18 protein-coding genes and 6 pseudogenes are annotated in these 21,074 nt (G+C 53.1%); 9 read left to right on the forward strand and 15 right to left on the reverse strand.

The features are described 5' to 3' along the window. The first annotated feature begins 46 nt into the window (after positions 1 to 46). On the forward strand, positions 47 to 433 hold the full coding sequence (locus tag GIW48_RS29885) for a DUF7693 family protein (RefSeq protein ID WP_419789540.1): 387 nt from the start codon (positions 47 to 49) through the stop codon (positions 431 to 433). A 305-nt stretch (positions 434 to 738) separates the two neighbouring features. Here the strand turns inward: GIW48_RS29885 and GIW48_RS13615 are convergent, their stop codons facing one another. Then, positions 739 to 987: a CsbD family protein gene (locus GIW48_RS13615; RefSeq protein ID WP_083221824.1), complete on the reverse strand. Its 249-nt coding sequence runs from the start codon at positions 985 to 987 to the stop codon at positions 739 to 741. A gap of 100 nt (positions 988 to 1,087) precedes the next feature. After that, the gene (locus tag GIW48_RS13620; protein ID WP_003191424.1) at positions 1,088 to 1,267 is read right to left on the reverse strand and encodes a CsbD family protein; all 180 of its coding nucleotides are present in this window, start codon (positions 1,265 to 1,267) and stop codon (positions 1,088 to 1,090) included. A 219-nt stretch (positions 1,268 to 1,486) separates the two neighbouring features. Between GIW48_RS13620 and GIW48_RS13625 the strand changes: the two genes are divergently transcribed. The 3 genes from GIW48_RS13625 (at position 1,487) to GIW48_RS13635 (ending at position 4,766) form a co-directional block, all read left to right on the forward strand. After that, positions 1,487 to 2,800, forward strand: a complete 1,314-nt coding sequence (locus tag GIW48_RS13625; protein ID WP_236418335.1) for a sensor histidine kinase — start codon at positions 1,487 to 1,489, stop codon at positions 2,798 to 2,800. Between the two features lie 213 nt (positions 2,801 to 3,013). Further along, positions 3,014 to 3,742: a helix-turn-helix domain-containing protein gene (locus GIW48_RS13630; protein ID WP_098466033.1), complete on the forward strand. Its 729-nt coding sequence runs from the start codon at positions 3,014 to 3,016 to the stop codon at positions 3,740 to 3,742. 79 nt (positions 3,743 to 3,821) lie between these two features. Next, on the forward strand, positions 3,822 to 4,766 hold the full coding sequence (locus GIW48_RS13635) for a DMT family transporter (protein WP_236418333.1): 945 nt from the start codon (positions 3,822 to 3,824) through the stop codon (positions 4,764 to 4,766). Positions 4,767 to 4,828: 62 nt separating this feature from the next. Here the strand turns inward: GIW48_RS13635 and GIW48_RS13640 are convergent. Continuing rightward, a pseudogene (locus GIW48_RS13640) lies at positions 4,829 to 5,296 on the reverse strand (IS66 family transposase); the annotation flags it as partial. Positions 5,297 to 5,451: 155 nt separating this feature from the next. Further along, positions 5,452 to 6,390, reverse strand: a complete 939-nt coding sequence (locus GIW48_RS13645; RefSeq protein ID WP_236418332.1) for a LysR family transcriptional regulator — start codon at positions 6,388 to 6,390, stop codon at positions 5,452 to 5,454. Between the two features lie 121 nt (positions 6,391 to 6,511). Here GIW48_RS13645 and GIW48_RS13650 point away from each other — a divergent pair, with 121 nt between their 5' ends. The 3 genes from GIW48_RS13650 to GIW48_RS13660 all read left to right on the forward strand — a co-directional run bounded on the left by GIW48_RS13650 (position 6,512) and on the right by GIW48_RS13660 (position 8,285). Then, entirely contained in the window at positions 6,512 to 7,438 is a 927-nt protein-coding gene (locus GIW48_RS13650; RefSeq protein WP_164444776.1) for an alpha/beta hydrolase, read from the forward strand. A 164-nt stretch (positions 7,439 to 7,602) separates the two neighbouring features. Continuing rightward, positions 7,603 to 7,812, forward strand: a complete 210-nt coding sequence (locus tag GIW48_RS13655) for a hypothetical protein (RefSeq protein ID WP_122822213.1) — start codon at positions 7,603 to 7,605, stop codon at positions 7,810 to 7,812. Then, positions 7,809 to 8,285, forward strand: coding sequence for a hypothetical protein (locus GIW48_RS13660; RefSeq protein WP_122822214.1), 477 nt, complete (start codon positions 7,809 to 7,811; stop codon positions 8,283 to 8,285). Before GIW48_RS13655 ends, GIW48_RS13660 begins: the two co-directional genes overlap by 4 nt. Positions 8,286 to 8,334: 49 nt before the next feature. Here GIW48_RS13660 and GIW48_RS13665 read toward each other — a convergent pair whose 3' ends face one another. The 9 genes and pseudogenes from GIW48_RS13665 to GIW48_RS29895 form a co-directional block, all read right to left on the reverse strand. Continuing rightward, positions 8,335 to 8,598: a CsbD family protein gene (locus tag GIW48_RS13665; protein WP_236460518.1), complete on the reverse strand. Its 264-nt coding sequence runs from the start codon at positions 8,596 to 8,598 to the stop codon at positions 8,335 to 8,337. 570 nt (positions 8,599 to 9,168) lie between these two features. Next, complete coding sequence (locus tag GIW48_RS13670) at positions 9,169 to 9,825, reverse strand: VOC family protein (protein ID WP_122476224.1); 657 nt, start codon at positions 9,823 to 9,825, stop codon at positions 9,169 to 9,171. Between the two features lie 12 nt (positions 9,826 to 9,837). Beyond that, positions 9,838 to 9,996 (reverse strand): annotated as a pseudogene (locus GIW48_RS13675) (transposase domain-containing protein); the annotation flags it as partial. Between the two features lie 328 nt (positions 9,997 to 10,324). Then, positions 10,325 to 11,506: a GGDEF domain-containing protein gene (locus GIW48_RS13680; protein ID WP_122822215.1), complete on the reverse strand. Its 1,182-nt coding sequence runs from the start codon at positions 11,504 to 11,506 to the stop codon at positions 10,325 to 10,327. Positions 11,507 to 11,889: 383 nt separating this feature from the next. Next, a complete protein-coding gene (locus GIW48_RS13685; RefSeq protein ID WP_122822216.1) occupies positions 11,890 to 12,252 on the reverse strand; it encodes a histone-like nucleoid-structuring protein, MvaT/MvaU family in 363 nt (120 codons plus the stop codon). A 269-nt stretch (positions 12,253 to 12,521) separates the two neighbouring features. Next, complete coding sequence (locus GIW48_RS13690) at positions 12,522 to 13,703, reverse strand: GGDEF domain-containing protein (RefSeq protein WP_122822217.1); 1,182 nt, start codon at positions 13,701 to 13,703, stop codon at positions 12,522 to 12,524. Between the two features lie 127 nt (positions 13,704 to 13,830). Beyond that, positions 13,831 to 15,879, reverse strand: a complete 2,049-nt coding sequence (locus GIW48_RS13695; RefSeq protein WP_122822218.1) for a hybrid sensor histidine kinase/response regulator — start codon at positions 15,877 to 15,879, stop codon at positions 13,831 to 13,833. A gap of 256 nt (positions 15,880 to 16,135) precedes the next feature. Beyond that, positions 16,136 to 16,999 (reverse strand): methyl-accepting chemotaxis protein, encoded by an 864-nt coding sequence (locus GIW48_RS29890; protein ID WP_419789529.1) that lies wholly within the window; start codon positions 16,997 to 16,999, stop codon positions 16,136 to 16,138. After that, positions 17,000 to 18,160, reverse strand: a pseudogene (locus tag GIW48_RS29895) (HAMP domain-containing protein); the annotation flags it as partial. 417 nt (positions 18,161 to 18,577) lie between these two features. Here GIW48_RS29895 and GIW48_RS13705 point away from each other — a divergent pair. Continuing rightward, positions 18,578 to 18,892 (forward strand): annotated as a pseudogene (locus tag GIW48_RS13705) (IS66 family transposase); the annotation flags it as partial. Between the two features lie 407 nt (positions 18,893 to 19,299). Here the strand turns inward: GIW48_RS13705 and GIW48_RS13710 are convergent. Continuing rightward, the gene (locus tag GIW48_RS13710) at positions 19,300 to 20,361 is read right to left on the reverse strand and encodes a GGDEF domain-containing protein (RefSeq protein WP_122822220.1); all 1,062 of its coding nucleotides are present in this window, start codon (positions 20,359 to 20,361) and stop codon (positions 19,300 to 19,302) included. Between the two features lie 267 nt (positions 20,362 to 20,628). Between GIW48_RS13710 and GIW48_RS29900 the strand changes: the two are divergent. Then, positions 20,629 to 20,764 (forward strand): annotated as a pseudogene (locus tag GIW48_RS29900) (GNAT family N-acetyltransferase); the annotation flags it as partial. Positions 20,765 to 20,886: 122 nt separating this feature from the next. Here GIW48_RS29900 and GIW48_RS13720 read toward each other — a convergent pair. Beyond that, positions 20,887 to 21,063: pseudogene (locus tag GIW48_RS13720) on the reverse strand (universal stress protein); the annotation flags it as partial. Positions 21,064 to 21,074 lie beyond the last annotated feature (11 nt).

Genomic DNA, 21,074 nt, shown 5'->3' on the forward strand with positions numbered 1-21,074 from the left:
AACTCTCGCAGCAGCAGGCTACCCTCCGCCAGACGATGATCCGGCTATGTACGCTGAGCAAAGGCTGAAAGAGGCCAGAACCGCAGCTCGTTCATCCCAAGTAGGTAGCGTTAGCGGAAACACTACGGCGGAGATCTCAGCGAGAAAGGTATGCCAATTATTGCGAGAGGTCATCTTCGAGCGACGGTCGATGACCAGGGTCAGTCAGCCGTCTTGGGATGAGATTTATGCGGGCCATTTCGTGGTGAGCGTCGAGGGTTGGCGGATATCGATCTACAACGAATGTGACACGCTCGACTACTGCGAAGAGTGCATCAGCTCTGATGGGCGACGCTGGTCGTTTGACTCTGGAGATCGCTTTGGTACTGACCCAATAGCGTTGCTCAGCACTTGGGAACATCAGACGCTTGAGCGTCTCCTGAAAGCGCTCTAGGGAGCCAAGTTCGAACGGGCCTCTACGAGGACGGCTGTCGTAAACCAAGCATCGATGTTGCCGAGTCCTGGCCATGTGGGCTTCAATCCTCCCGCCTGCGTGCTCCGCTTGCTACTGACCCCAAGTCACCCTTCCAAGAGATTTGTGGCCCAATAGCCTCGTCGTAATTTGGACGTGCTGCTTGGATGGAAGTGAATTGTGCATACCTGCCCTCGTACCCCCGCAGCCCGCTGATGGACAGTTCTAGGGGACGGAGGCGATAAAAGTTAAATGGAGCACCCCTGTCGAAACGTCCTTTTCCTTACTCAGCGGCGAAAGAGACGGTCTAGAACCAGCAGAGCAATTGCACCAATCGCGATTGCAGCAACTGGTTTCTCTTTAACGAACGTGGATACGCTGTCCAGGGCATCGCCATAGGTTTGAGTCAGCTGACCGGCAGCTTGGCGTCCCGCACCTTCGGCTTCCAGCTTCGAATCACCAAGCAGTTTTCCGACTGCGCTTTGGGCTTTACCGGCAACCTTTTCTACAACGCCTTCTACCTGCTCACTTCTCATGATTGATTAAACCTTCGTATAAGTTGGAAGCTCAGAATGAGTGAACTGCGATGGCTACCATCCGATAGCCATCCCAGCGAAACGGTGTTACCGCCTAGAACTACTTTTTGTCTACGGCGTCTTTGACCTTGCCAGCCACTTGCTGTGCTTCACCTTTCTTTTCTTGGATGGCACCTTCGACCTGTAGCTTCTCATTGCCTGTGACTTTGCCGACACCTTGCTTCACGTTACCGATAGCTTCGTTGGCCAGGCCTTTGATTTTGTCTGAAGTACCACTCATGGCTGTCTCCCGGTTAGGAATAGGTGTCCTATCTGGACAGAAAAATTGACTGGCGACTGCGACCGGGAGTTCCACGGTTGACGACTACCACTCGTCGCCGGCCCTTCGAGTGCTATCTGGAAACAGATACATCGCTGTTCGGATGGAGAAACAATTTCTTGCTGTCCAAGCTATCAAAACAGCATGATCGCCCTACTGCCCTCAGCGATGCATAATCAGATGCCCCACATTCCTGCCCCCTTTCCTCCGAACGAGGATGAAAGAGCCCTGTCGCTAGAGCATCTCGGGGTGCTGGACTCAGCTCCGGAGAAAGAATTCGACGATATCGTCGTGCTCGCGAGCACCTTGTGTGAAGTACCGGTCGCGCTGGTTTCTCTGGTGGATAGAGAACGTCAGTGGTTCAAGGCGTGCGTCGGGCTGGACGTGAGGGAGACGCATCGGGATCTGGCGTTTTGCGCGCACGCGATCCTGGCTCCCGCCGATGTGTTGACTGTCGAAGATGCCAGACTCGACCCGCGCTTTGAACACAGCGCGCTGGTGCTTGGCCCGCCCTACATTCGCTTTTACGCGGGAGCTCCTATCATTGACGATACGGGGCACGCTCTGGGTACGGTGTGCGTGATTGATACCAAGCCGCGAACCCTGACAGCACCACAGCGCACGGCATTGTTGGCATTGGCGAGACAGACCGCTTCGTTGTTGCAATTGCGCCTGCTCAGACATCAAATAGAGCGTCGAGCAGAAATGCTTGAACAAGAACTGGCTCAGGCGAATGCACTTAATCAAGTGGCCGAAGAGTCACTGCGTCACGCCAAGCGTATCTCCTCCTTGGGAATGGTCACGGCCAGTATTGCGCACGACTTCAACAATATTCTTCAAGCGCTAAGCGCAAGTTTGCAGATGATCCGCTTGCGCGCCAGACGACCAAAAGCCGTCGAGCAATTTAGTGATACCGGATTGCAGGCGGTCGAACAGGGACGGCAGTTGGTCAATCATCTGCTTTCTTGTGTTCGACTCGACAGCCCAAATTTGGTGTGCGTTGACGTTAATGCTCGACTTGATGCAATGCGCGATGTGTTGTCTCGCACCGCGACCGAAAGTGTTGAGCTGACTTTCGACCTGTCAGCCCCCGACACCGCAGTGATGTGTGAAGAAGCCCAGTTGAATGCAGCTGTCTTGAACCTTCTCACAAATGCCAGGGATGCGCTCGGGCCAGCAGGAAGTATCTGCATTTCAACGCGACTGATGCGGGTTGATGATGACGTAACACTGGCTGGAGGCAATTACGTCGTGCTCAGCGTCACTGATACCGGGCCAGGTATACCAGATGACCTGGCGGCTAAAATTTTTGATCCTTTTTTCACCACAAAGGAAAGAGGAAAAGGTACGGGCTTGGGCTTATCGCAAGTCCGTAAGTTCGCAGAGAACGCTGGGGGCACGGTCATGGTGGATAATGCACCCGACAAGGGAACAGTCGTATCTTTGTACTTGAAATCATTGGGTCGAATCGACTTTGCGATTATTCCCACATAATCATCGTGGCTTAAGTAACCTTCTTGACATGATTTGCCTGTATGCCGGCCTGATACGCTGTTGTTCCGTAAGTGTATGGCCAATACAGGTTGTGCGACCAACGGGCTGATCCGTAGATGTTAGAATCAGTGGCAAGTCTGACCTAACGCGGGCGCGCATTGGGCGTTTTGGGACGTCAACCTTGGATAACCAGACGGGCCGGAAGGTGCAGTAATGTTTCTTAGTCTTGAAGTTCGCAGCTATGAGAGGGAAGACCGTCACCACCACCACGAGCATGCTCAATTGGTACTGCCGATTCGTGGCGAAATGGAAATTGACGTAAACGGTCGCGGCGGCTGCATTGATCAGTCATTGGCAGCGCTTGTGACACCTGGCTCGATCCATTCGCAGCAGACTAACCTTGATAGCCGTTTTTTAGTTTTGGACTGTGCGCCGACGATTATGGAAACGCTCCAGATCGAGCGTCTTGCTCAGAAAATATATGTGCCCATTTCCCCCGCTACTCGTCGGCTTATAGAGTTCGCTGAGCTAATCGGCAATGCACAATTGTCCATCGCGGCCTCCCAATTGGGGCCTCTGCTTTTATCGTCTCTAAATCCGGATATCTCCCGCTTTCCAGACCCCATGAAGCAGTTGATCGCACGTATTCAGGCGGATCCTGGAGCGAACTGGAGCAATGAAAGCATGGCTCAAGTAGCAAAAATGAGCATGAGTCAGATGCACCAACGTTTCCGGCTAATGTTCGAGATGAGTCCTCAAGTTTGGTTGACTGATTTACGCCTGCAAGAAGCTCAACGATGGTTGCGTGGAACCTCATTGACCATATCCGAGATTGCCTTGCGTGCCGGCTTTAGCGACCAGGCATCGCTGACCCGTGCCATGCAGCGCGTGAGGGCCACGACCCCGGCGGTTTATCGTAAAACGCAAAAACAGTCTGGGTAAAAAATCCCGCAGTTACCGACAATACTCCCCGAATCAGTTGCTCCAGACTTTACCCATAACGCTTTGGAGCGGGGATGAAATGCTTGCTGATCGATTACTGCTAAAGGGCATTGTCTACGGAGTTTGCGCGGGCCTGTGTTGGGGAGTGATCTTCCTCGGCCCCCAGCTCACCCCGGGGCTGAGCGGCCTGCAATTCGCCGTTCTGAGATTTCTCTGCTACGGCGCGATTTCGGTGGCCTTGCTTATGCCCCGCTGGAGGCGCGTTTGCGCCAATCTCACTACCGCCGACTGGAAGTCACTCTTCTGGCTTAGCCTGATTGGGAACCTCATTTACTACACGCTAGTGGGCACCGGTGTGCAGTTGGTTGGCATTGCCACAACGTCTCTGATCGTCGGACTCATTCCGGTGTTCGTCACGCTGGCAGGTCGTCATGACGTCAACGCAATTTCTTTGCGCAAGCTCACTCCCTCGCTGTTCTGCGCTGTGGGCGGGGTCGTACTCATCAGCTGGCACGCACTGATCAACGGCGACAAGCCAGATATACTGACAAACGTGGCCGGAATTCTATGCGCAGCGGGCGCGTTAGTGACATGGAGTTGGTTCGCAGTGAGCAACGCTCGGCGGCTGGCTCAGGTAACCAGCGTTTCCGCCCATGACTGGGCACTGCTGACAGGGGTCATGACTGGCGCTCAGTCACTGCTTTTGGCGGTACCTGTCCTGGGCTGGCAGGTCGGAACGCATGACAACTCCGAATGGCTACACTTTGTCATGGTAGCCGGTGGCGTAGCGTTTTTATCTTCGGTTGTGGGTAATGCGTGCTGGAATCAGGCGAGCCGACTTCTACCACTGGCACTAAGCGGACAAGTGCTCGTGATTGAGACGTTAGCGGCGCTGGTTTTTGGATTTCTATGGGAGCATCGGCTGCCCGACTTACATGAAATTGCGGCGATTGCACTTCTGGTCACCGGTGTCTTGTGGTGTCTGAATTGTCATCGTACTCCCCGTCACTCTCCGGCTGTTTAACTCGTACAGAGATGCTATAGCGACAGGAATACTGACTACCCCTACCAGTTGTGATTAATTGGTCACCCACTATGCGGTAGCAACTGATCGATCTCACTCGCCCGGTGCGTCGGTAGGCGCGTGAGAACATCCTTCAGATACGCATATGGATCATAACCATTCAGCCGCGCAGACGGGATCAAGGTCATGATTGCCGCCGCCCGTTTGCCGCTACGCAGTGATCCAGCGAAGAGCCAGTTTTCGCGCCCAAGAGCCCATGGCCTGATTTGGTTTTCGGCCCAATGGTTGTCAATGGGTACTGCCCCGTCATCGATGTAGCGTGATAGCGCTGCCCAGCGTTTCAGGCTGTAATCGAGTGCTCTGCTGATGGCTGAGCCTTCGGGCACCAGATCGCGCTGGGCGCTCATCCAGGCATGGAGCATGTTCATCACCCGTACAGCTTTTTCTTGTCGTATTCGACGCCTTAAATCCGGCTCCAGATCGCGGACTTCGCTTTCGATTTCGTACAGAAACTGGATATAACGCAGGGCTTACTCGGAAGATGGATAGGTCGCAGAGCACATCCGCGAGCATTACCCAGGCGTGACCGTCCCACTTGGCGTCCACAAACTCTCCCTCGTAGGTTGCCCCTGGAATGTTCCCCTGCATTCGAAAGCATACTGGCCGTTAATCAGCAGGTCACGGGTCATGCAGAGTGAATGCCTTCCGCAGAATGCTGCTCCCATGGTGGGCATGGTGACCAAGCCTCCACGAGCTTATCGATGAAGAGTCGAATTTTTGGAGAGAGGTGCCGCTTGCTAGGGTAGATCACCCGAATAGGCTCTGCGGCCTCTGCATACCCAGCGAGCAATTGAACAAGCTTGCCGCTCCTCAAATCGTCGTTCACCACGTAGGAAGGAAGAGTCGCGATGCCCAGGCCAGCTACAGCTGACTGGTGTAATGACTCAGCACTGTCCATCTGTAGTCTTCCACCATGAGTAACGGGCACATATCGCCCGTTTACTCGGAAATTCCAAGGAAGCAGTCTGCCGCCGCTCACAAAATGCAGGCACTGGTGCTCGGATAAATCCTCAGGCGTTCTAGGCTCAGCATGTTCAGCCAAATACTTGGGTGAAACGCAGGTAATCATTTGTTGGTAGGCCACAGTGCGCGTTAGCAACCGAGAATCTTCCTTCGGTGGCCCGATGCGCATGGCCAAATCAAATCCCTCATCGATCAGATCGACCAGCCTGTCAGAGAAGGTGATATCAACGCTCAGGGAGGGCCAATCCTTGAGACAGCACTCAATGTGCTGAAGGACATGAAGTCTGCCCAACGCAACAGGCAAACTCATCCGCAGTCGCCCACTGGGTGTCGAACGACGAAACGCAAGAGCATCCTCCACGTCATCCAGATCCTGAAGAACGCCCACACAGCGCTCATAAAGAACCTGGCCGTCATCGGTCATGCTCAAGCTACGCGTAGTGCGATTCAGTAGACGTACCTGTAAACGAGCCTCAAGCCTGACTATCGACTTCCCCACCGCAGAGCGCGTGAGGCCAAGTTGCTTTGCCGCCGCAGTGAAGCTTCCCGCGTTTACCGAGCTTACAAACGCGGCGATATCATTCAGATTATGGAGTTCCATACGGCCTCGGTGGTCTCAACGCTCGGGCGGCTTAGCACCTGTTATGGGGAACCCTATTCCCCAATAGTAAGCATAGTATCTCAATTAGCTAATCAACTCCCAGCGATCAATTGAGGTCATTATGAACACCAAAGTCCAAGCAGCCGTCCAAACCTGGGCCAATAGCCTTAGCGATCTGGTACCCGTTCTTAAGGGAATCGATACCACCACAAAAATGAGCGACATCCGCGACTCTTACGCAAAAATGCTCGCGCAAAATCCAGCGCCAGCTGGCGTTAAATTCGAAGCAGTCGACATGGGTGGCGTACCCGGCACACTGGTTACTCCGGACGAGATCAAAACCGACGCGGTCGTGATGTACATCCACGGCGGCGCGTACATTGTAGGACGTCCAGACGGCTACCACGGTATCGGCGGCAACTATGCGAAAATGCTCGGTGCTCGTGTGTACATGCCGGACTACCGCCTCGCTCCTGAGCACAAGTTTCCAGCATCTATTGACGACACATTGCGCGCTTACGAATGGTTGCTTGAGCAGAAAATCCCGGCTAACAAAATTGCGTTTTCTGGCGAGTCGGCTGGCGGCGCAATGGTTGTCAGCGTCATGGTCGCGGCTAAATCGAAAGGGCTTCCATTGCCTGCGGTTGGCTCCTCCATCTCACCATGGGCGAACCTTGAACACACCGGTGCTTCCATGAGCAACCGTGAAGGCCTGGATCCTCTGAACTCCAAGCCTGTCTTGGACATCCTCGCCAGAGCATTCCTAGGCGACACATTGGCCAATCATCCTCTGGCCTCACCTGTGTTCGCGGACGTCACCGGTCTTCCACCGATCTTGGTGCAGATCGGCGAGAACGAGCTGATGTTGAGTGATGCAATGCGCCTTGCAACTCACCTGGCTGATAACCGCGTTCGCGTGAACCTGGAAGTATGGCCAGCGATGTTCCACGCCTGGCACTTCTACGCCACCATGCTGCCTGAAGCTCAGCAGGCTATGGAGAGCTCCGTTCGCTTCATCGAGGCTGGCTTGGCCGACGCTAACCGCTAAACGCAGAACAACCGCGATAGCTTTCTAGGCTATCGTGGCTCTACCCATATTTTCTAAGGCCATTTGCCCATCCACTGCTAGTAGTCTGACAGCTCGCCTTGTCTAGATACGTATTCATTTCTTGTGCTGCGCTATGCTGAGTTTCCCTGAAGGAGGCCACATCAATGCCAAAGGAATACTCGTTGTCGGATGTGCTGGAAAGGATGTACCAAAATCAGCTCGCTCTCGAAGCTGCGCTCATGGAGTTGACCCTCCAAGTGGAAGCCCAGGGACATGCGAAAGTGGGCGACAACGTCCGTGGTGCGCTTTACACAATTGGTGAGAACGCTGGTCATATCAAACAGGGGCTGGCCCGGCTCAAAAAACTCCCATGACCCAGCCGCTTTTCGATTTTGATCTCAAACGCGTTTCCCGCACGCACTACATCACTGGCAAGGCGGCGATCAACTTTCCGCACGCTGGGAGTACAACTGGCGGTTGGCATTTTCTGTCGTACTTCAACAGAGATACGAGCGTGGCAAAAGTGTCGCTTGCAGGTATTCATTATCCTGATACCACCGACTTCTTTGGTGACGCTGGAATATGCGACGTTACCGACCAGTTGGCGAAGCTAGGCTGGGCATCAGAAGGCAAACGCTTCTTCATGGCCGATCATTACCGAGCGGCTTCCGACATGATCGTTAAGTGGACTCTAAGCGATTCTAAGCACAGCAATGTCGAGATGGCTGAGTGGTTTCCCTCGCTAGAGGACAGACAAATGCTCTTCACGCTTCTGGGAACCGGAAAACAGAAACTTCTCGATATGGGCAGACTGCAAAAACTTGAAGGTTGGATCAGCTCACAGTAAGCCCAACTTAGCAGGAAGTGTCACCAGGTTGGAGACACCTCCAACTCGTTCAGCGACGACAAATGCGGTTGATCAGGATCAGCGCTGCAGCACCTATCGCGAGTGCAGTGACTGGTTTTTCTTTAACGAACGTGAATACGCTATCCAGTGTATCGCCGTAGGTTTTAGTCAGTTGTCCAGCTGCTTGATGCCCAGCACCTTCAGCTTCCATCTTCGAATCACCAATCAGCTTCCCGACCGCGCTCTGCGCCTTGCCGGCCAGCTTTTCTGCTACACCTTCTATGATTGAGGGCTGGCAACCGGATAACGTCATGACTGCAAACGAAGATTTGATTACTTGGAACACTCGCTGGCGTCTTGCTGGCGGCATTGTGTCCTGCAAGACATGCCATTCCCAGCAGCCTGAGACTCAACGAGGGAACGCTTTTGAGCACCTTCCGGGTTCTGGTTATGCTGGGCAGCACTGCACGCCGTGGGATGACCTAGACGTGATCTGCCAGAGCTTCAAACAAGACAAATAACCTGGAGGCTGGCTATTGACGACCGCTCGTCAGTAGCGCCAAAAAAAGAGGCGCTCCTGGGAGCGCCTCTCTATTCACTTTACTGCTCGCCAACCGGATTTGAATCGGCTAACTCCGTCCAGCAGATCATGATGTGTTTAACCACAAGTGATTAGCCATGAGCGGAGCTTTACCTAAACCCCAAAAAAACGAAGCGAAAGCGACATCCTTGTCGCCCAAGTGTAAGCGTCCGGTTAAGGCACGTTGCGATGAGTAAGCGCCGGGCCAACACCTCTTCTGAATCCAAACCTCGACGAATCACACGCCAGAGCCCCCGCATTGGGATCAGAACGAGATGTTGGCTGAATGGTTAGGTCAATACATCACCAGTTCAGAACCATGGGCAATCCTGGACGGAAATCTTGTGTCTGGCCACTTGCGCCATGATCGATTTCCAATACGACCAGATGCTCATCACCATGAACAATTTCAAATCCTTTCAGCTGGTTTGCGCAATTTGCAGGGGTAGAAAAAGCTTGGCTGTTGGGAGTGGTAACTCGCACAGATGTAATTTCGCGAAAGCCGCTGGAATGTTCAAACGGCTGCGCTCGCTCAACCGGAGCCTCATCTGGTCTCTTGGCAAACGAAAGAAAAAACCACATCGGTTCGGATATAGGCGCATATCCCACTTCGACTTTCAGGGCAGTTGGCAGGTAGACAGGTCGATACTCCCAAACTGGAAATATTGGCTTCTCCCCTACGGTGGACGGTCTGAAGCAAACTCCAAAGGGCGCGGCGATTCCATCTGCGCACTTGAGGCGGTCAAAGAGTTGGGTTGGCGCTGTTAACTGACTTTGAGCTTCTGATTCATCGGTGAGATGTAAAAGCTCGATGAAAGAATTTCGGAAGAAGAACCTTCTATTCGCAGTGCCTTGGCCCGGATGTACATTTGGCGTCCCTTCAACGAGCCCTAGGGCTTTCAGTGCGTCAGCGCCTCGACCGTCATCATTTACACAAATAAAAATGTGATCTATTTCCATCGTTAATTTCCTTCAATCCTGTGATTTGATTGCCCAATTAGTCGGCAACAGGTCAGTAACTTCGCTCGCCCGCTGCGTCGGCAGGCGAGTCAAAACGTCCTTCAGATAGATATATGGATCGTGCCCGTTCATGCGTGCCGACTGGATCAAGCTCATGACCCCGGCAAATCTGGCGCAGCTGTTTGGGGTTTATTGCAGCGCGCTGAGCGTCAATGCCGGCGCCCTAACAGGAATCTACCCAGTGCCGGTGATTGCACCTGGGAGCTAGGCCGTCGGCAGACAAGCTGTTCCGTTTTATGTGAGGTCATGATGCTAATTCAGCGGGCTAATCTTGATGTCGCAAGAGAACCTCGCTCGCTACCGGGACGGCCAAGAGTTCCGCCCCTGAATCGTATAACCTTACTGCTCGCTTCGGGGCAGTCTCATCCGGCGCATACGATCAATAAGGACGTGTAGGAGAATGATCATGCTACTGGGAGGAAGTTCTTTAGTGCTGCGGCTACAGTATTAAAGGCGCTTCATTCTGTTGGGGGTATGACTGCACGAGCTTCAAAGTATTGCGCCCTGACGCCTTTGCTTCATAAAGCGCCGCGTCCGCCTTGGCAAGCAAATTGGCTATCGCGTCGCCCTCATTGGGTACAACGCAGCAAACACCAATACTGATGCGCACCGAAATTTTTGCCTCACCATATTGAGCTGACGACTCAGCTAAAGAGGCGCGCAACTCATCTAGTACACCCAAGGCCCCGTCAGTATTAGTGGTCGGCAGCAAGATCAAAAACTCCTCACCTCCATAACGACCAATACTGTCGGAATGGCGAATACGCTGGGTTAGATGATTGGCACAGTGCCTAATAACTTCGTCTCCTGCCAGATGGCCATACCTGTCGTTGATATGCTTGAAGTGATCAATATCGACCATAGCAACTGCCAGGCTCGAACCGTCTCGGCGCGCACGCTCCAACTCCCTCGAAAACTGATCAAGGATGGCTCGACGATTTAGGATACCGGTCAGCACATCTCGCAGCGCCATGTGCTGAAGCAAAGCCTCGCTGCGCTCTTTAGCCAGGAGCACCAAGCCCAGGGAGATCATCATCGCAGTGAAGGTACCAATGCTGACCGAGATCGTTTGCTTGAGGTTACTCACGTCGTAACGCATTTCCGCAGCCCCTCCGCCAAGCACTGCCACGACTCGCATACCCAAACCGATCAGACTGATGCTTGATCCGATGATCAACAACATGCGTGCACGACCCTGGACGGGAATGTGCCGGTGAGTCCAGTAAATGATCAATGAGCACTGCACCATCAACACCACCGTAGCAGCCAGCATTCGCGGTTCTAGCGTATCGATCAAAGTGACCATCAACACCAGCATCAATGCTGCTGGAGCAAACACTCGCCACCATGCGACAGGAAGCTCGACAACCCGGAAGACACTGGCCCCATAGAAGGATAGTGCCACTGCCAATAGGGTGTTGGCGGAGCCGTAGGTCAACCACAACGGTGCGTGACCATAGAACGTATAGCCGATGTAGGCTAATGCATGCGCTAACAGACCGAAGCCTATCGTTAGAAGGCCATCACGCTGGTTGAACTGTCCGACTAGGATCAAACAAAAAGCCATAATCGTCGCTACCAAAGCGACACAGGCGAAAAGCGTAGGGGTGTGAGCAATCATAGGGTTCACCTGGCGCCTGCACTAGCACCTCTTAGGCGCAAGTTTAGTCGAAATGGCCGAGTGCCACTACCAAGCCCTTTGAGCTTCGATGCTTAGGACTGGTATCGAGATACCTGTACGGCGCTATTAACTCGTCGGGAAAAGGATTTCTGCAACTTCGCATCGCTGGTATTTCCACAACCCACCTAGCAGTTCGTATAGGTGAAGCAATGGAAAGAGTGAGCTTCTTGTAAAACCTACCTTACGTGCGGGGTTCCATTTACCTGGAGAAAAAATGGGCGCGCTGCTGAGAGGAAGTCTGGTAATGCTGAGAGCGCTGCCGGCGAACCAAAAGTTAAGCCCAAAAAAGGGCCATCACTGGCCCCTATGTACTCAACCCCAAATCACTTGCTTAGCCAGGACTCGACAGTCGCTGCGCCATGCTCAGTTTTCCATTCCTTCAGGCCGCGATGGTTCCCGCCTTTCGTTTCAATGATTTCACCGGTGTGTGGGTTCTTATAAACCTTCACCTGGCGAGCCTTGCGTGTGGCTTTAGGCTCAGATACTGGAGCGCGACGACCAGCCTGTGGATCCAGCAGATTGATCACGTCCTTGAGGCTGTAGCCGTATTTTGCGAGCAAATCACGCAGCTTCGTTTCAAATTCGATTTCTTTCTTGAGGCCAGCGTCACCCTTGAGGGCTTCGAGCGCTTGGAGCTGTGCGGCGAGGTGCTTTTCGAGCTGGCGGAATTCTGCGAGTTTGGACATGGAGGTTTCCTGAGTAATTAGTATTTTCACGTTACAACAGAATAGACACTCGGATGAAGCAGAAGTATCAGTGTTCCTTAGCATCGTTGTCATGCAAACCATTAGCCAGGGGAAGCACTCCGCAGGAGATCGAGAGCTTTAAAAGATCTGTGCCCCCTGATTCGCAGAGTCATCCTGCTCGCTTCGGGCCAGTCATCGGGCGCATACGATCAATAAGGAAGTGCAGGAGAATGCTTACGCTGATAGGAGGAAGTTTTTTAGTGCTGCGTCTACAGCATTAGAGGTGCCTCATTCTGTTGGGGGTATGACTGCACCAGCTTCAAAGTGTTGCGCCCTGATGCTTTAGCGTCATAAAGCGCCGCGTCCGCCTTGGCTAGCGCGGCGGCTGTCGTATCGTCCTCATTGGGCACCACACAGCAAACACCAATACTGATGCGCACCGAAATTTTTGCCTCACCATATTGAGCTGACGACTCAGCTAAAGAGGCGCGCAACTCATCTAGTACACCCAAGGCCCCGTCAGTATTAGTGGTCGGCAGCAAGATCAAAAACTCCTCACCTCCATAACGACCAATACTGTCGGAATGGCGAATACGCTGGGTTAGATGATTGGCGCAGTGGCTAATCACTTCGTCTCCCGCCAGATGGCCATACCTGTCGTTGATCTGTTTGAAGTGATCGATATCGACCATAGCGACTGCCAGGCTGGAACCCTCTCGTCGTGCACGCTCCAAATCCGTCGAAAACTGCTCAAGGATGGCTCTACGACTCAGGATACCGGTCAGCACATCTCGCAGCGCCATGTGCTGAAGCAAAGACTCGCTACGCTCTTTGGCCAGGAGCACCAAGCCGAGGGAGATCATCATCGCGGTGAACGTACCGATACTTACCGATATTGTTTGCTTGAGGTTGCTTACGTCGTAACGCATTTGCGCAGCACCTCCGCCAAGCACGGCGACAACCCGCATACCCAAGCCGATCAGGCTGATACTCGATCCGATGATCAACAACATGCGTGCACGACCTTGGGCGGGAATGTGCCGGCGCGTCCAGTAGATGATCAATGAACACTGCACCATCAACACGAGCGTAGCAGCGAGCATTCGCGGTTCCAGCGTATCGATCAAACTGACCATCAACACCAGCATCAATGCTGCTGGAGCAAACACTCGCCACCAGGCGACAGGAAGCTCGACAATCCGAAAAACACTGGCCCCATAAAAAGCCAGTGCTACTGCCAGCAGGGTATTGGCAGCGCCGTAGGTCAACCACAACGGTGCATGGCCATAGAACGTATAGCCAATATAGGCCAAGGCGTGCGCTAACAAACCAAAGCCAATCGTTAGAAGGCCGTCACGCTGGTTGAACTGTCCGACCAGGATTAAACAAAAAGCCATGATGGTTGCGACTAAAGCGACACAGGCAAAGAGAGTGGGCGTATGGGCGATCATGGCGGCTCACCGAGTGCTGGCAGGAGTGGCTGATCGCAAGTTTAGTTGAGCGATTCAAACGTCAGAAAGATATTTTGCATTCCAAATCCACTGTCACTCGCAACTGGCCGCGCCTTCACAACGTGGACTATTCGACCAAATCCGCCACCATAGAAGTCAGAACATCCAGCCCAAATGGCTTAGTTAGAACATGCGTACAGGGTTCGAGATGGACGTCTTTTAATACAGCGCTTTCGGCATAACCTGTGATGAAGAGGACAGGGAGATTGGGGCGAGATTTGCGACCAACCCCTGCCATTTGTCGACCGTTCATTCCACCTGGCAATCCGACGTCAGTAATGAGCAAGTCTACAACCGCGTCAGACTGAAGAATTTTCAAGCCATCTACACCGTCAGCAGCCTCAAGCGTGGCGTATCCAAGATTACTCAGTACGTCAGCCACAAGCATCCGGATTGAAGGCTCGTCATCGACTATCAGTATGGTTTCCCGCTTTCGTCCAGAATGGTCATCACTGATATCAGTCTCGTCAGGATTTGGCGTAACGTGGCCATCGTGGCGTGGCAGAAAAATCGATACGGTCGTTCCTCTACCCGGCGAAGATTCAACCTTGATATCGCCACCGGACTGACGTGTAAAACCGAAAACCATTGAGAGTCCTAGGCCTGTACCTGTACCGAAAGGCTTGGTGGTAAAGAACGGCTCAAACGCTTTGGAGAGCGTCTCAGGAGTCATACCCGAGCCGTTATCCGAAATAGATATACGAAGGTATCGACCGGGTACGATTTCATGATCGAGTTCGTCGTTTTTTTCAAGCCATTCATTGGACGCCGATATGACTATTCGCCCCCCGTCAGGCATCGAGTCACGCGCATTCAGACAGAGATTGAGTAACGAGTTCTCCAACTGGGCAGAGTCAATCAACGCAGGCCACAATCCCTCCATCTCTTTGACGTCGATGCTAATCGAAGGCCCAACAGCCCGTGAAATCAGTTCTACCATTCCCTCGATAAGCGCCTTCACATCAGTTAGCTGAGGTGTCAGTGTTTGGCGTCGAGAAAACGCCAAAAGGCGATGAGTGAGGGCACTCGCCCTCTTGACAGCACTCTGGGCAACAGCAAGGTACTTATCAACATCTGCTGAGCGCCCTTGAGCGAGTCGAGTCTGCATCAATTCCAGACTGCCCGAGATGCCAGCTAAAATGTTATTGAAGTCGTGTGCGATGCCCCCTGTGAGCTGGCCCACCACTTCCATCTTTTGCGAGTGACGCAAGGTTTTCTCGATGTTCTCACGTTCACTGACGGCAACAAGAATACGCTGCTCAAGGGTCTGGTTAAGTTCTTTGAGTGCGTCCTCAGCTTTCTTCCTATCTGTCACGTCGATTGACGAGCCGATCAGTCCAATGACCTCGCCGCTCTCATCAAACAGTGGTGCCTTGGCCGACAGCCATGTAGCGGCAGAGCCATCAGCAAGCCTGACCTCCTCCTCAACTTGCTCTGATAGACCACTCTCCATAATTCTTCGATCTGTCGCCATGATTACGCGACCCTGTTCCGGGTCATCCAGATACTCGGCATCTGTTTTGCCAATGTAAAATTCAGGACTTTTACCGATTAGCTCTGTCGTACCCTGGTTAGCTACAAGCATCCTGCCTTGCCGATCTTTCGCAAATACTACGCCTGGGACTGCGGCAGTGAACGTTCGCAGCAGCGTGTTGAGCCTGTCTCGTTCGGCCTCTGCTACCCGCCGCGCTTCGATATCAATAAGGACGCCAGGAAAACGCAGCGGTTTGTGATCCTCATCGAGCTCCACCCGCCCATTTGCTTCAACCCATCTGTAAACACCATCGCTTTGCAAAACGCGATATTCGCAGCGGTAGGCACCACCTCTTCCGAGCGCATCGGTCACTTTGCTCTGCACGTGCGCAAAGTCATCCGTATGAATAGAGGCCGTGACGAGTTCCAGTGGCAACCCTTTTAAACACAGGTCAGGCGAAAGACCGAATGAACGCGCGAAGCGTTCATCTGCGGTAAAGCGATCTGCTGGCACATCCCAAACCCACGTACCAATGATGGCACCTGCATCAAGTGCCAGCTGAAGCCGTTCAGATGCCTGCTGAGCCTGCTGGTAGAGATCTGCATAGTCGATGGGAATACCATCAATAGCATCGTGATTCATCGCTTTCAACCTGTCTCAACCAAGCGCTTGGAAGCTTGGCAATACGTTTATTTTTAGAGGCGTGGGAGCATTATTCAGGTACCACCAGTAATCAATATGGCGTCACTGTATTTACATCGACTAGCCTTTACCTGAGAAGGTTTAAAAATTAATTCGTACTCGCTCGAATGGAACAGCGAATGAGCAGATAAGCACCAGCATAAGCCCGCAAACAAAGGCTGGGGGAGGCAACAAATTGGGCTCCCCCACTGTCGCGTTACAGCTTGAAACGCGAAACGACAGTACGCAGTTCCCCTGCCAGCAGCGACAGTTCCTCCGCAGTAACAGCGTTGTCTTCTATGCCCTCCATCAATGCAAGGCTACCGTTACGAATCTCAGTCACATTGCAATTGATATCCTCCGAGACGGCGTGCTGCTGAACTGCCGCGCTGGCTATTTGGGTGTTCATCCCTACGATTTGCTCAACGCCGTCATTGATTGCATCCAGGCTGGTCGAGGCCTGATCAGCGGACTCGATGCACTCCTGCGCGCGCAGCTTGCCCGCTTTCATTTGTTCGACGGCGTCACCTGTCGCCAGTTGAAGCTCTTGAATAATCCGGCGGATCTCTTCGGTGGAGTTTTGTGTGCGCGAGGCCAGAGTTCTGACCTCGTCGGCGACCACCGCGAATCCTCGACCCTGCTCACCGGCGCGGGCCGCCTCAATGGCCGCGTTCAACGCCAGCAGGTTTGTTTGATCAGCAATGTTACGGATCACCTCGATAACGCCACCGATCTGCTGGCTGTGTTGCGCAAGCGCCGAAACCTTTTGCGCACTGCGCTCCACCTCATCGGCCAAGGCTTCAATAGTCACGCGGGTTTCCTGCATCTTCGCCAGGCCGGTGTTGGAGGACTGGCTGGCGTGCTCAGCGGCGTGTGCGGCACCCTCGGTGTTTTGCGCCACGTCCGCAACGCTGGCTGTCATCTCGTTGATAGCCGTTGCGACTTGTTCGGTTTCGCTTTGCTGTGCGCTCATCGCGCGCTTAGCCCGGTCAATCGACACACCTATACGCTCCGCCGCATCGGAGACCGATTGTGAACTGCGCTCGACCTGAGCAAGCGAGGAGCTAAAGGCTTGCACCATATGGTTAAGGCCATTACCAACGTCGGCCATTTCATCTTTGCCCCGTACTTGAATGCGCACGCTCAGGTCACCCTGTGCAATGAGTTGGGTAGCTACCAAAACGTCGTTGATGGTGCGGCGCATGGCGCTATAGATACCGCTGAACACATACACCAGCAACAGGCCAAGAATGGCAAACATGCCCAGGATGAATAGCCGTTCCGAGGTTTTTTCCTGAACTCGTCGTTCAAGCGCATTCAGCAGTGCGTCTTGCAGTGTGTCTTGCGCCTTGTACAACTCAGCGACCACCGCATTGCCTTTGCCTGGCAGATTCTGAACGCCGGTGATGGTGTCGCTTGGTGCGTCAATTAATACTTCAAGGTCGGCACGGAAACTGTCAAGGCTCACAAAAGCACTGGTGATCGGTGCCTGAATACTGTCGGCGAGGGCAGGTTCTCTGCGACGCAACAGGGCCAGGCTTTGTTGAAGTTCTTTGTGGACGAGTAACTCATTTTTGAGCATCGACTTGATAACGCTGCGCGCCCCCGAACTCAACGTTTGTCCGTCATGCAGTCCGCTGGCAAGACCGCGCAATTGCCCGACGATGTTGATTTGCCGTGGCAGCCTCAGGGTGCTCTGGTCGATCATGAACAGCGATGCGTAATCTTCATCCAACACCATGCCCGACGTGGCCGATACGTAGTACACGAAGTTCAATGTCTCGGTGAGTTGATCGTTCCAGTTGTCGAACATCTCGTTTTGGTTGGCATCGGCCTTTGCCTGCTCAATCAAACGCTGTGCCGCCGTGTGCAGACGCTGCACGCGATCACCGGTTTCCAGCTGCGTGTTGAATTGCCTGTCGGTGGCGGCCAGTTTCGAAAACGCGTCCTCCAACTTCAACTGGTTGGCCGACAGATCGGCTTGAGCATTTCTATCCCCGCTGAGCAAGCGGTTCGTGAGTGCGCGTTGCAACATCGATAGGCGCAGTACAGGCGTTACGTCCAATAGATAGCGCTGGCCTACTTGTTCCGAGCGAATGACCTCAAGGCTTCCGTTGATCTGATGGATCACACGCGTGCCGAGCAGAACCAAAGGGATTAGGACGATGATTGCAAGCACACCAAATTTCGCGGGGAAGCGTAAACGGTTAGCTAGGTTTATGGCAGGAGCAAGGATATTCATAGAGTTCTCACAGCCCGGAATGGGACAGTTTGTAGTTAGTTTTTTGTTGAGAACGCTCCATTTTCTCGAATGCCTGGCTCTGTCTGGCTCATTCGGCTAATCACGTTTTATGTAATTAAACGTTTCAGTCATCCTGTCGGCACTGAGATTGATAACTTTATCAAAAGTTGTACAGCCATTTATTTTTGTACAGCTTTGGAACGCCTTGAGAGCAGTGATGTCGCTGAGCCATCACCATTTCAATGGAGCTCTTCAGGGGGAATTGCTTCGGTCGTTAACTCAGTTAGGCGAGTGGATTTCCGAGCAATCCTTGCGGTACATCCAGTCGCTGTACGAAATCGAGAGCGAAGTCCGCGACCTGGAACCGGATTTAAGGCGCCAAATACGGTAGGAAAACCTGTACAGGTGATGGATAGGCTGCATGCCTGCATGATCGCCCAGCGCGATCTGGTGCCCTAGGGTTCGGCCATCATTTTAGTGCTGGATTACAGCCTGAAACGCTGGGCAGCGCTGTCGCGCTACCGGGATGATTGGGTCGTCCCCATAGAAAACAATTGGTGTGAGAATCAAATCAGGCCATGGGCTCTTGTACGCAAGAACTGACTCTTCGCCAGATCGCTGCGCAGCGGAAAACGGGCGGCGGCGATCATGATTGTGATCCAGTCTGCGCGACTAAATGGGCATGATGTATATGCTTATTTGAAGGACGTGCTCGCGCGTCTGCCGACGTAGCGGGCGAGTTTGATCGATCAGTTGCTGCCGCATAAGTGACAACCGGTTTAATCACGCTAGGCGTGATGGACGGACGCATACGCAGGGTCTTGAAAATGACTTAACCGTACTGATAAGACGAATGGAGATTTTGTGTAGGGATACCACCAACTCTGGTCTATATAGCAAGAAAATTGGCGTGATGTAGTCGACGATAGCGCTCTTTGCCTGGGACGTGTGAGCGCCCGCCTGTCATCTGTGGTGTGGCGGTTACAGGATGAACGGTAACATTTACACCACTCATTCACGCGACTCAAGAAGTGACTATCAGTGACGTCGCGATTCGACACGTTGAACAGAAATTGCGAAAGTACCCTCGCAACCTGCTTGTTCAATTCTACGACTTACCATGCGAAACGTGAACAGCCCTAATAAGCACTGTCGTTAGCGCGTATTTCTGTCTGTGACGGGGGGTCGATACCGACCACTCGGTTGCGTCCCGCACGCTTGGCTGCATAGGCACGACCATCTGCCACCTTCAACAGATCGTCAAGGTGCTCGCAATTACCACCGAAGACTGCGACACCCGCACTTAGGGTCATGTTCAGTTGCTGGCCACTGAGCTCTAAGGGCGTCGCGGCAAGGTGCTCGCGCAAGGTTTCTGCGATTAGCATGGCCTGTTCCGCCCTGGCCCCCGGCAACAGAGCGGCGAACTCCTCTCCGCCCAGACGACAAAGTAGATCGGTGGCACGCAGACGTTTCGTTAGTATGCTGGCAAAATGGCAGAGCGCTTGGTCACCTGCGTCATGGCCAAAACGGTCGTTAATTTGCTTGAAGTGATCTATATCCAGGTACACCAGCGCTAGGGGAGTACCATTACGTAGAGCAAACTCTGACTCACGCTGAAATACCTCGGCCAGCTTCGCGCGATTAGCCAAGCCGGTTAAGTGGTCGGTAGTAACTAGCTCTATCAGACGCTGCTCGGTAAGAACTCGGGTACGCTCATAAGTGTGCGAGAAAATGGTGATTGCCAATGTCGCTAGACCAATGTCGAGAACGAAGCCAATATCGTCCACTGGACTCTTTTCTGCATGGTGCCTGGTGATCATGTACAGGCCAAGACTGACGAACAGCAGAGAACCAATCAGCCCCAGACGTAAGCCAAGCAGCAGGTAAAGAATTATCGGTATGGTCTGGATCCAGGCAAATATTCCTACCGATGTCTCTGGCGAGGCGAGCGTGAACATCATAACAGTGAAAAATGGCAGCAGATAAATGATGGTCAGGACTTGTAGTTTTTTGGTGCGGTCAATGATCATCAGCATGTACAGCGAGATGAACGCGTAAGCTAGTTCCAGCCCGGCCAGCAGCCAGTAACCACGGTTGGCGTTGAACAGTGAGAAGAAGATACCAAAGCACAGAGTTGTCCAAAGCAGCGACTTGAGCATCATGCGTCTGTGTTTCTCGCTATGGTCAATACGGTTGGGCATCGTATTTCCTTCGGTCATGCAAACTGTAGTGGCAATTGGCAACCACCAGTGTACCTCTTATCCACACTGAAATTGGCAACTCCGCCAACCATCTATCTATTACCGTCGAGAGTCGATTTTCGGTCACGCTGAATTAAGCGGGCCGCCGAATCACATCGACCTGATTTGGGTATAAGGTAAAAGCTGTCCGCTAGGCTCTATTTTGTGACCTAGGAACCGTGAGGTAGCCCTGGAAAAGTCAACTGTCCCCAATGCTAGCCCCCCCCCTTGAGTGTTGATGTGAAAGAAAAGAATCCCGAAGCGGTAGGGTTTATTTACATTGCGGGTGTGTTCAAACAGGTCTTTCTCCGCTGGATGGCGAGGGCCGCCCCTCCCCTTGCTGTACCTGAGCCTGCCCGGCTAGAGCTGTAGTAGTGAATCGCTCCTAGCTTATGCTTCGGGGCGATTCATTATTCAACAGGCCGGCATCCTTTGATTCGGTAGCAATTGCACGATCTTACTGGCTATCTGTGTCGGCAACGTGTCAGCACATCTTTGAGATAATGTAGCCAGCTCCTCCAGCAAATGCTCTTGACTGCCAAGGCCGATATTGCCGCTCAGGTCTGCAGATGCAGGGCATTTCTCCTCATCCAATACATGCAGCAAGGTCAGGGGAGCGCTGAGGCGTAGCCAGGCCCATGCTGCGTAATCGAAGACCGCCAATGAGGATTATG

Source organism: Pseudomonas sp. PA-6-3C, assembly GCF_021605825.1.
GTDB lineage: Bacteria > Pseudomonadota > Gammaproteobacteria > Pseudomonadales > Pseudomonadaceae > Aquipseudomonas > Aquipseudomonas edaphica.

Coding starts and splice junctions, on each gene's coding strand:
- GIW48_RS29885 (WP_419789540.1), top strand. CDS start 47: ATGTACGCTGAGCAAAGGCTGAAAGAGGCCAGAACCGCAGCTCGTTCA.
- GIW48_RS13615 (WP_083221824.1), bottom strand. CDS start 987: ATGAGAAGTGAGCAGGTAGAAGGCGTTGTAGAAAAGGTTGCCGGTAAA.
- GIW48_RS13620 (WP_003191424.1), bottom strand. CDS start 1,267: ATGAGTGGTACTTCAGACAAAATCAAAGGCCTGGCCAACGAAGCTATC.
- GIW48_RS13625 (WP_236418335.1), top strand. CDS start 1,487: ATGCCCCACATTCCTGCCCCCTTTCCTCCGAACGAGGATGAAAGAGCC.
- GIW48_RS13630 (WP_098466033.1), top strand. CDS start 3,014: ATGTTTCTTAGTCTTGAAGTTCGCAGCTATGAGAGGGAAGACCGTCAC.
- GIW48_RS13635 (WP_236418333.1), top strand. CDS start 3,822: ATGCTTGCTGATCGATTACTGCTAAAGGGCATTGTCTACGGAGTTTGC.
- GIW48_RS13645 (WP_236418332.1), bottom strand. CDS start 6,390: ATGGAACTCCATAATCTGAATGATATCGCCGCGTTTGTAAGCTCGGTA.
- GIW48_RS13650 (WP_164444776.1), top strand. CDS start 6,512: ATGAACACCAAAGTCCAAGCAGCCGTCCAAACCTGGGCCAATAGCCTT.
- GIW48_RS13655 (WP_122822213.1), top strand. CDS start 7,603: ATGCCAAAGGAATACTCGTTGTCGGATGTGCTGGAAAGGATGTACCAA.
- GIW48_RS13660 (WP_122822214.1), top strand. CDS start 7,809: ATGACCCAGCCGCTTTTCGATTTTGATCTCAAACGCGTTTCCCGCACG.
- GIW48_RS13665 (WP_236460518.1), bottom strand. CDS start 8,598: ATGACGTTATCCGGTTGCCAGCCCTCAATCATAGAAGGTGTAGCAGAA.
- GIW48_RS13670 (WP_122476224.1), bottom strand. CDS start 9,825: ATGGAAATAGATCACATTTTTATTTGTGTAAATGATGACGGTCGAGGC.
- GIW48_RS13680 (WP_122822215.1), bottom strand. CDS start 11,506: ATGATTGCTCACACCCCTACGCTTTTCGCCTGTGTCGCTTTGGTAGCG.
- GIW48_RS13685 (WP_122822216.1), bottom strand. CDS start 12,252: ATGTCCAAACTCGCAGAATTCCGCCAGCTCGAAAAGCACCTCGCCGCA.
- GIW48_RS13690 (WP_122822217.1), bottom strand. CDS start 13,703: ATGATCGCCCATACGCCCACTCTCTTTGCCTGTGTCGCTTTAGTCGCA.
- GIW48_RS13695 (WP_122822218.1), bottom strand. CDS start 15,879: ATGAATCACGATGCTATTGATGGTATTCCCATCGACTATGCAGATCTC.
- GIW48_RS29890 (WP_419789529.1), bottom strand. CDS start 16,999: ATGGTGCAAGCCTTTAGCTCCTCGCTTGCTCAGGTCGAGCGCAGTTCA.
- GIW48_RS13710 (WP_122822220.1), bottom strand. CDS start 20,361: ATGCCCAACCGTATTGACCATAGCGAGAAACACAGACGCATGATGCTC.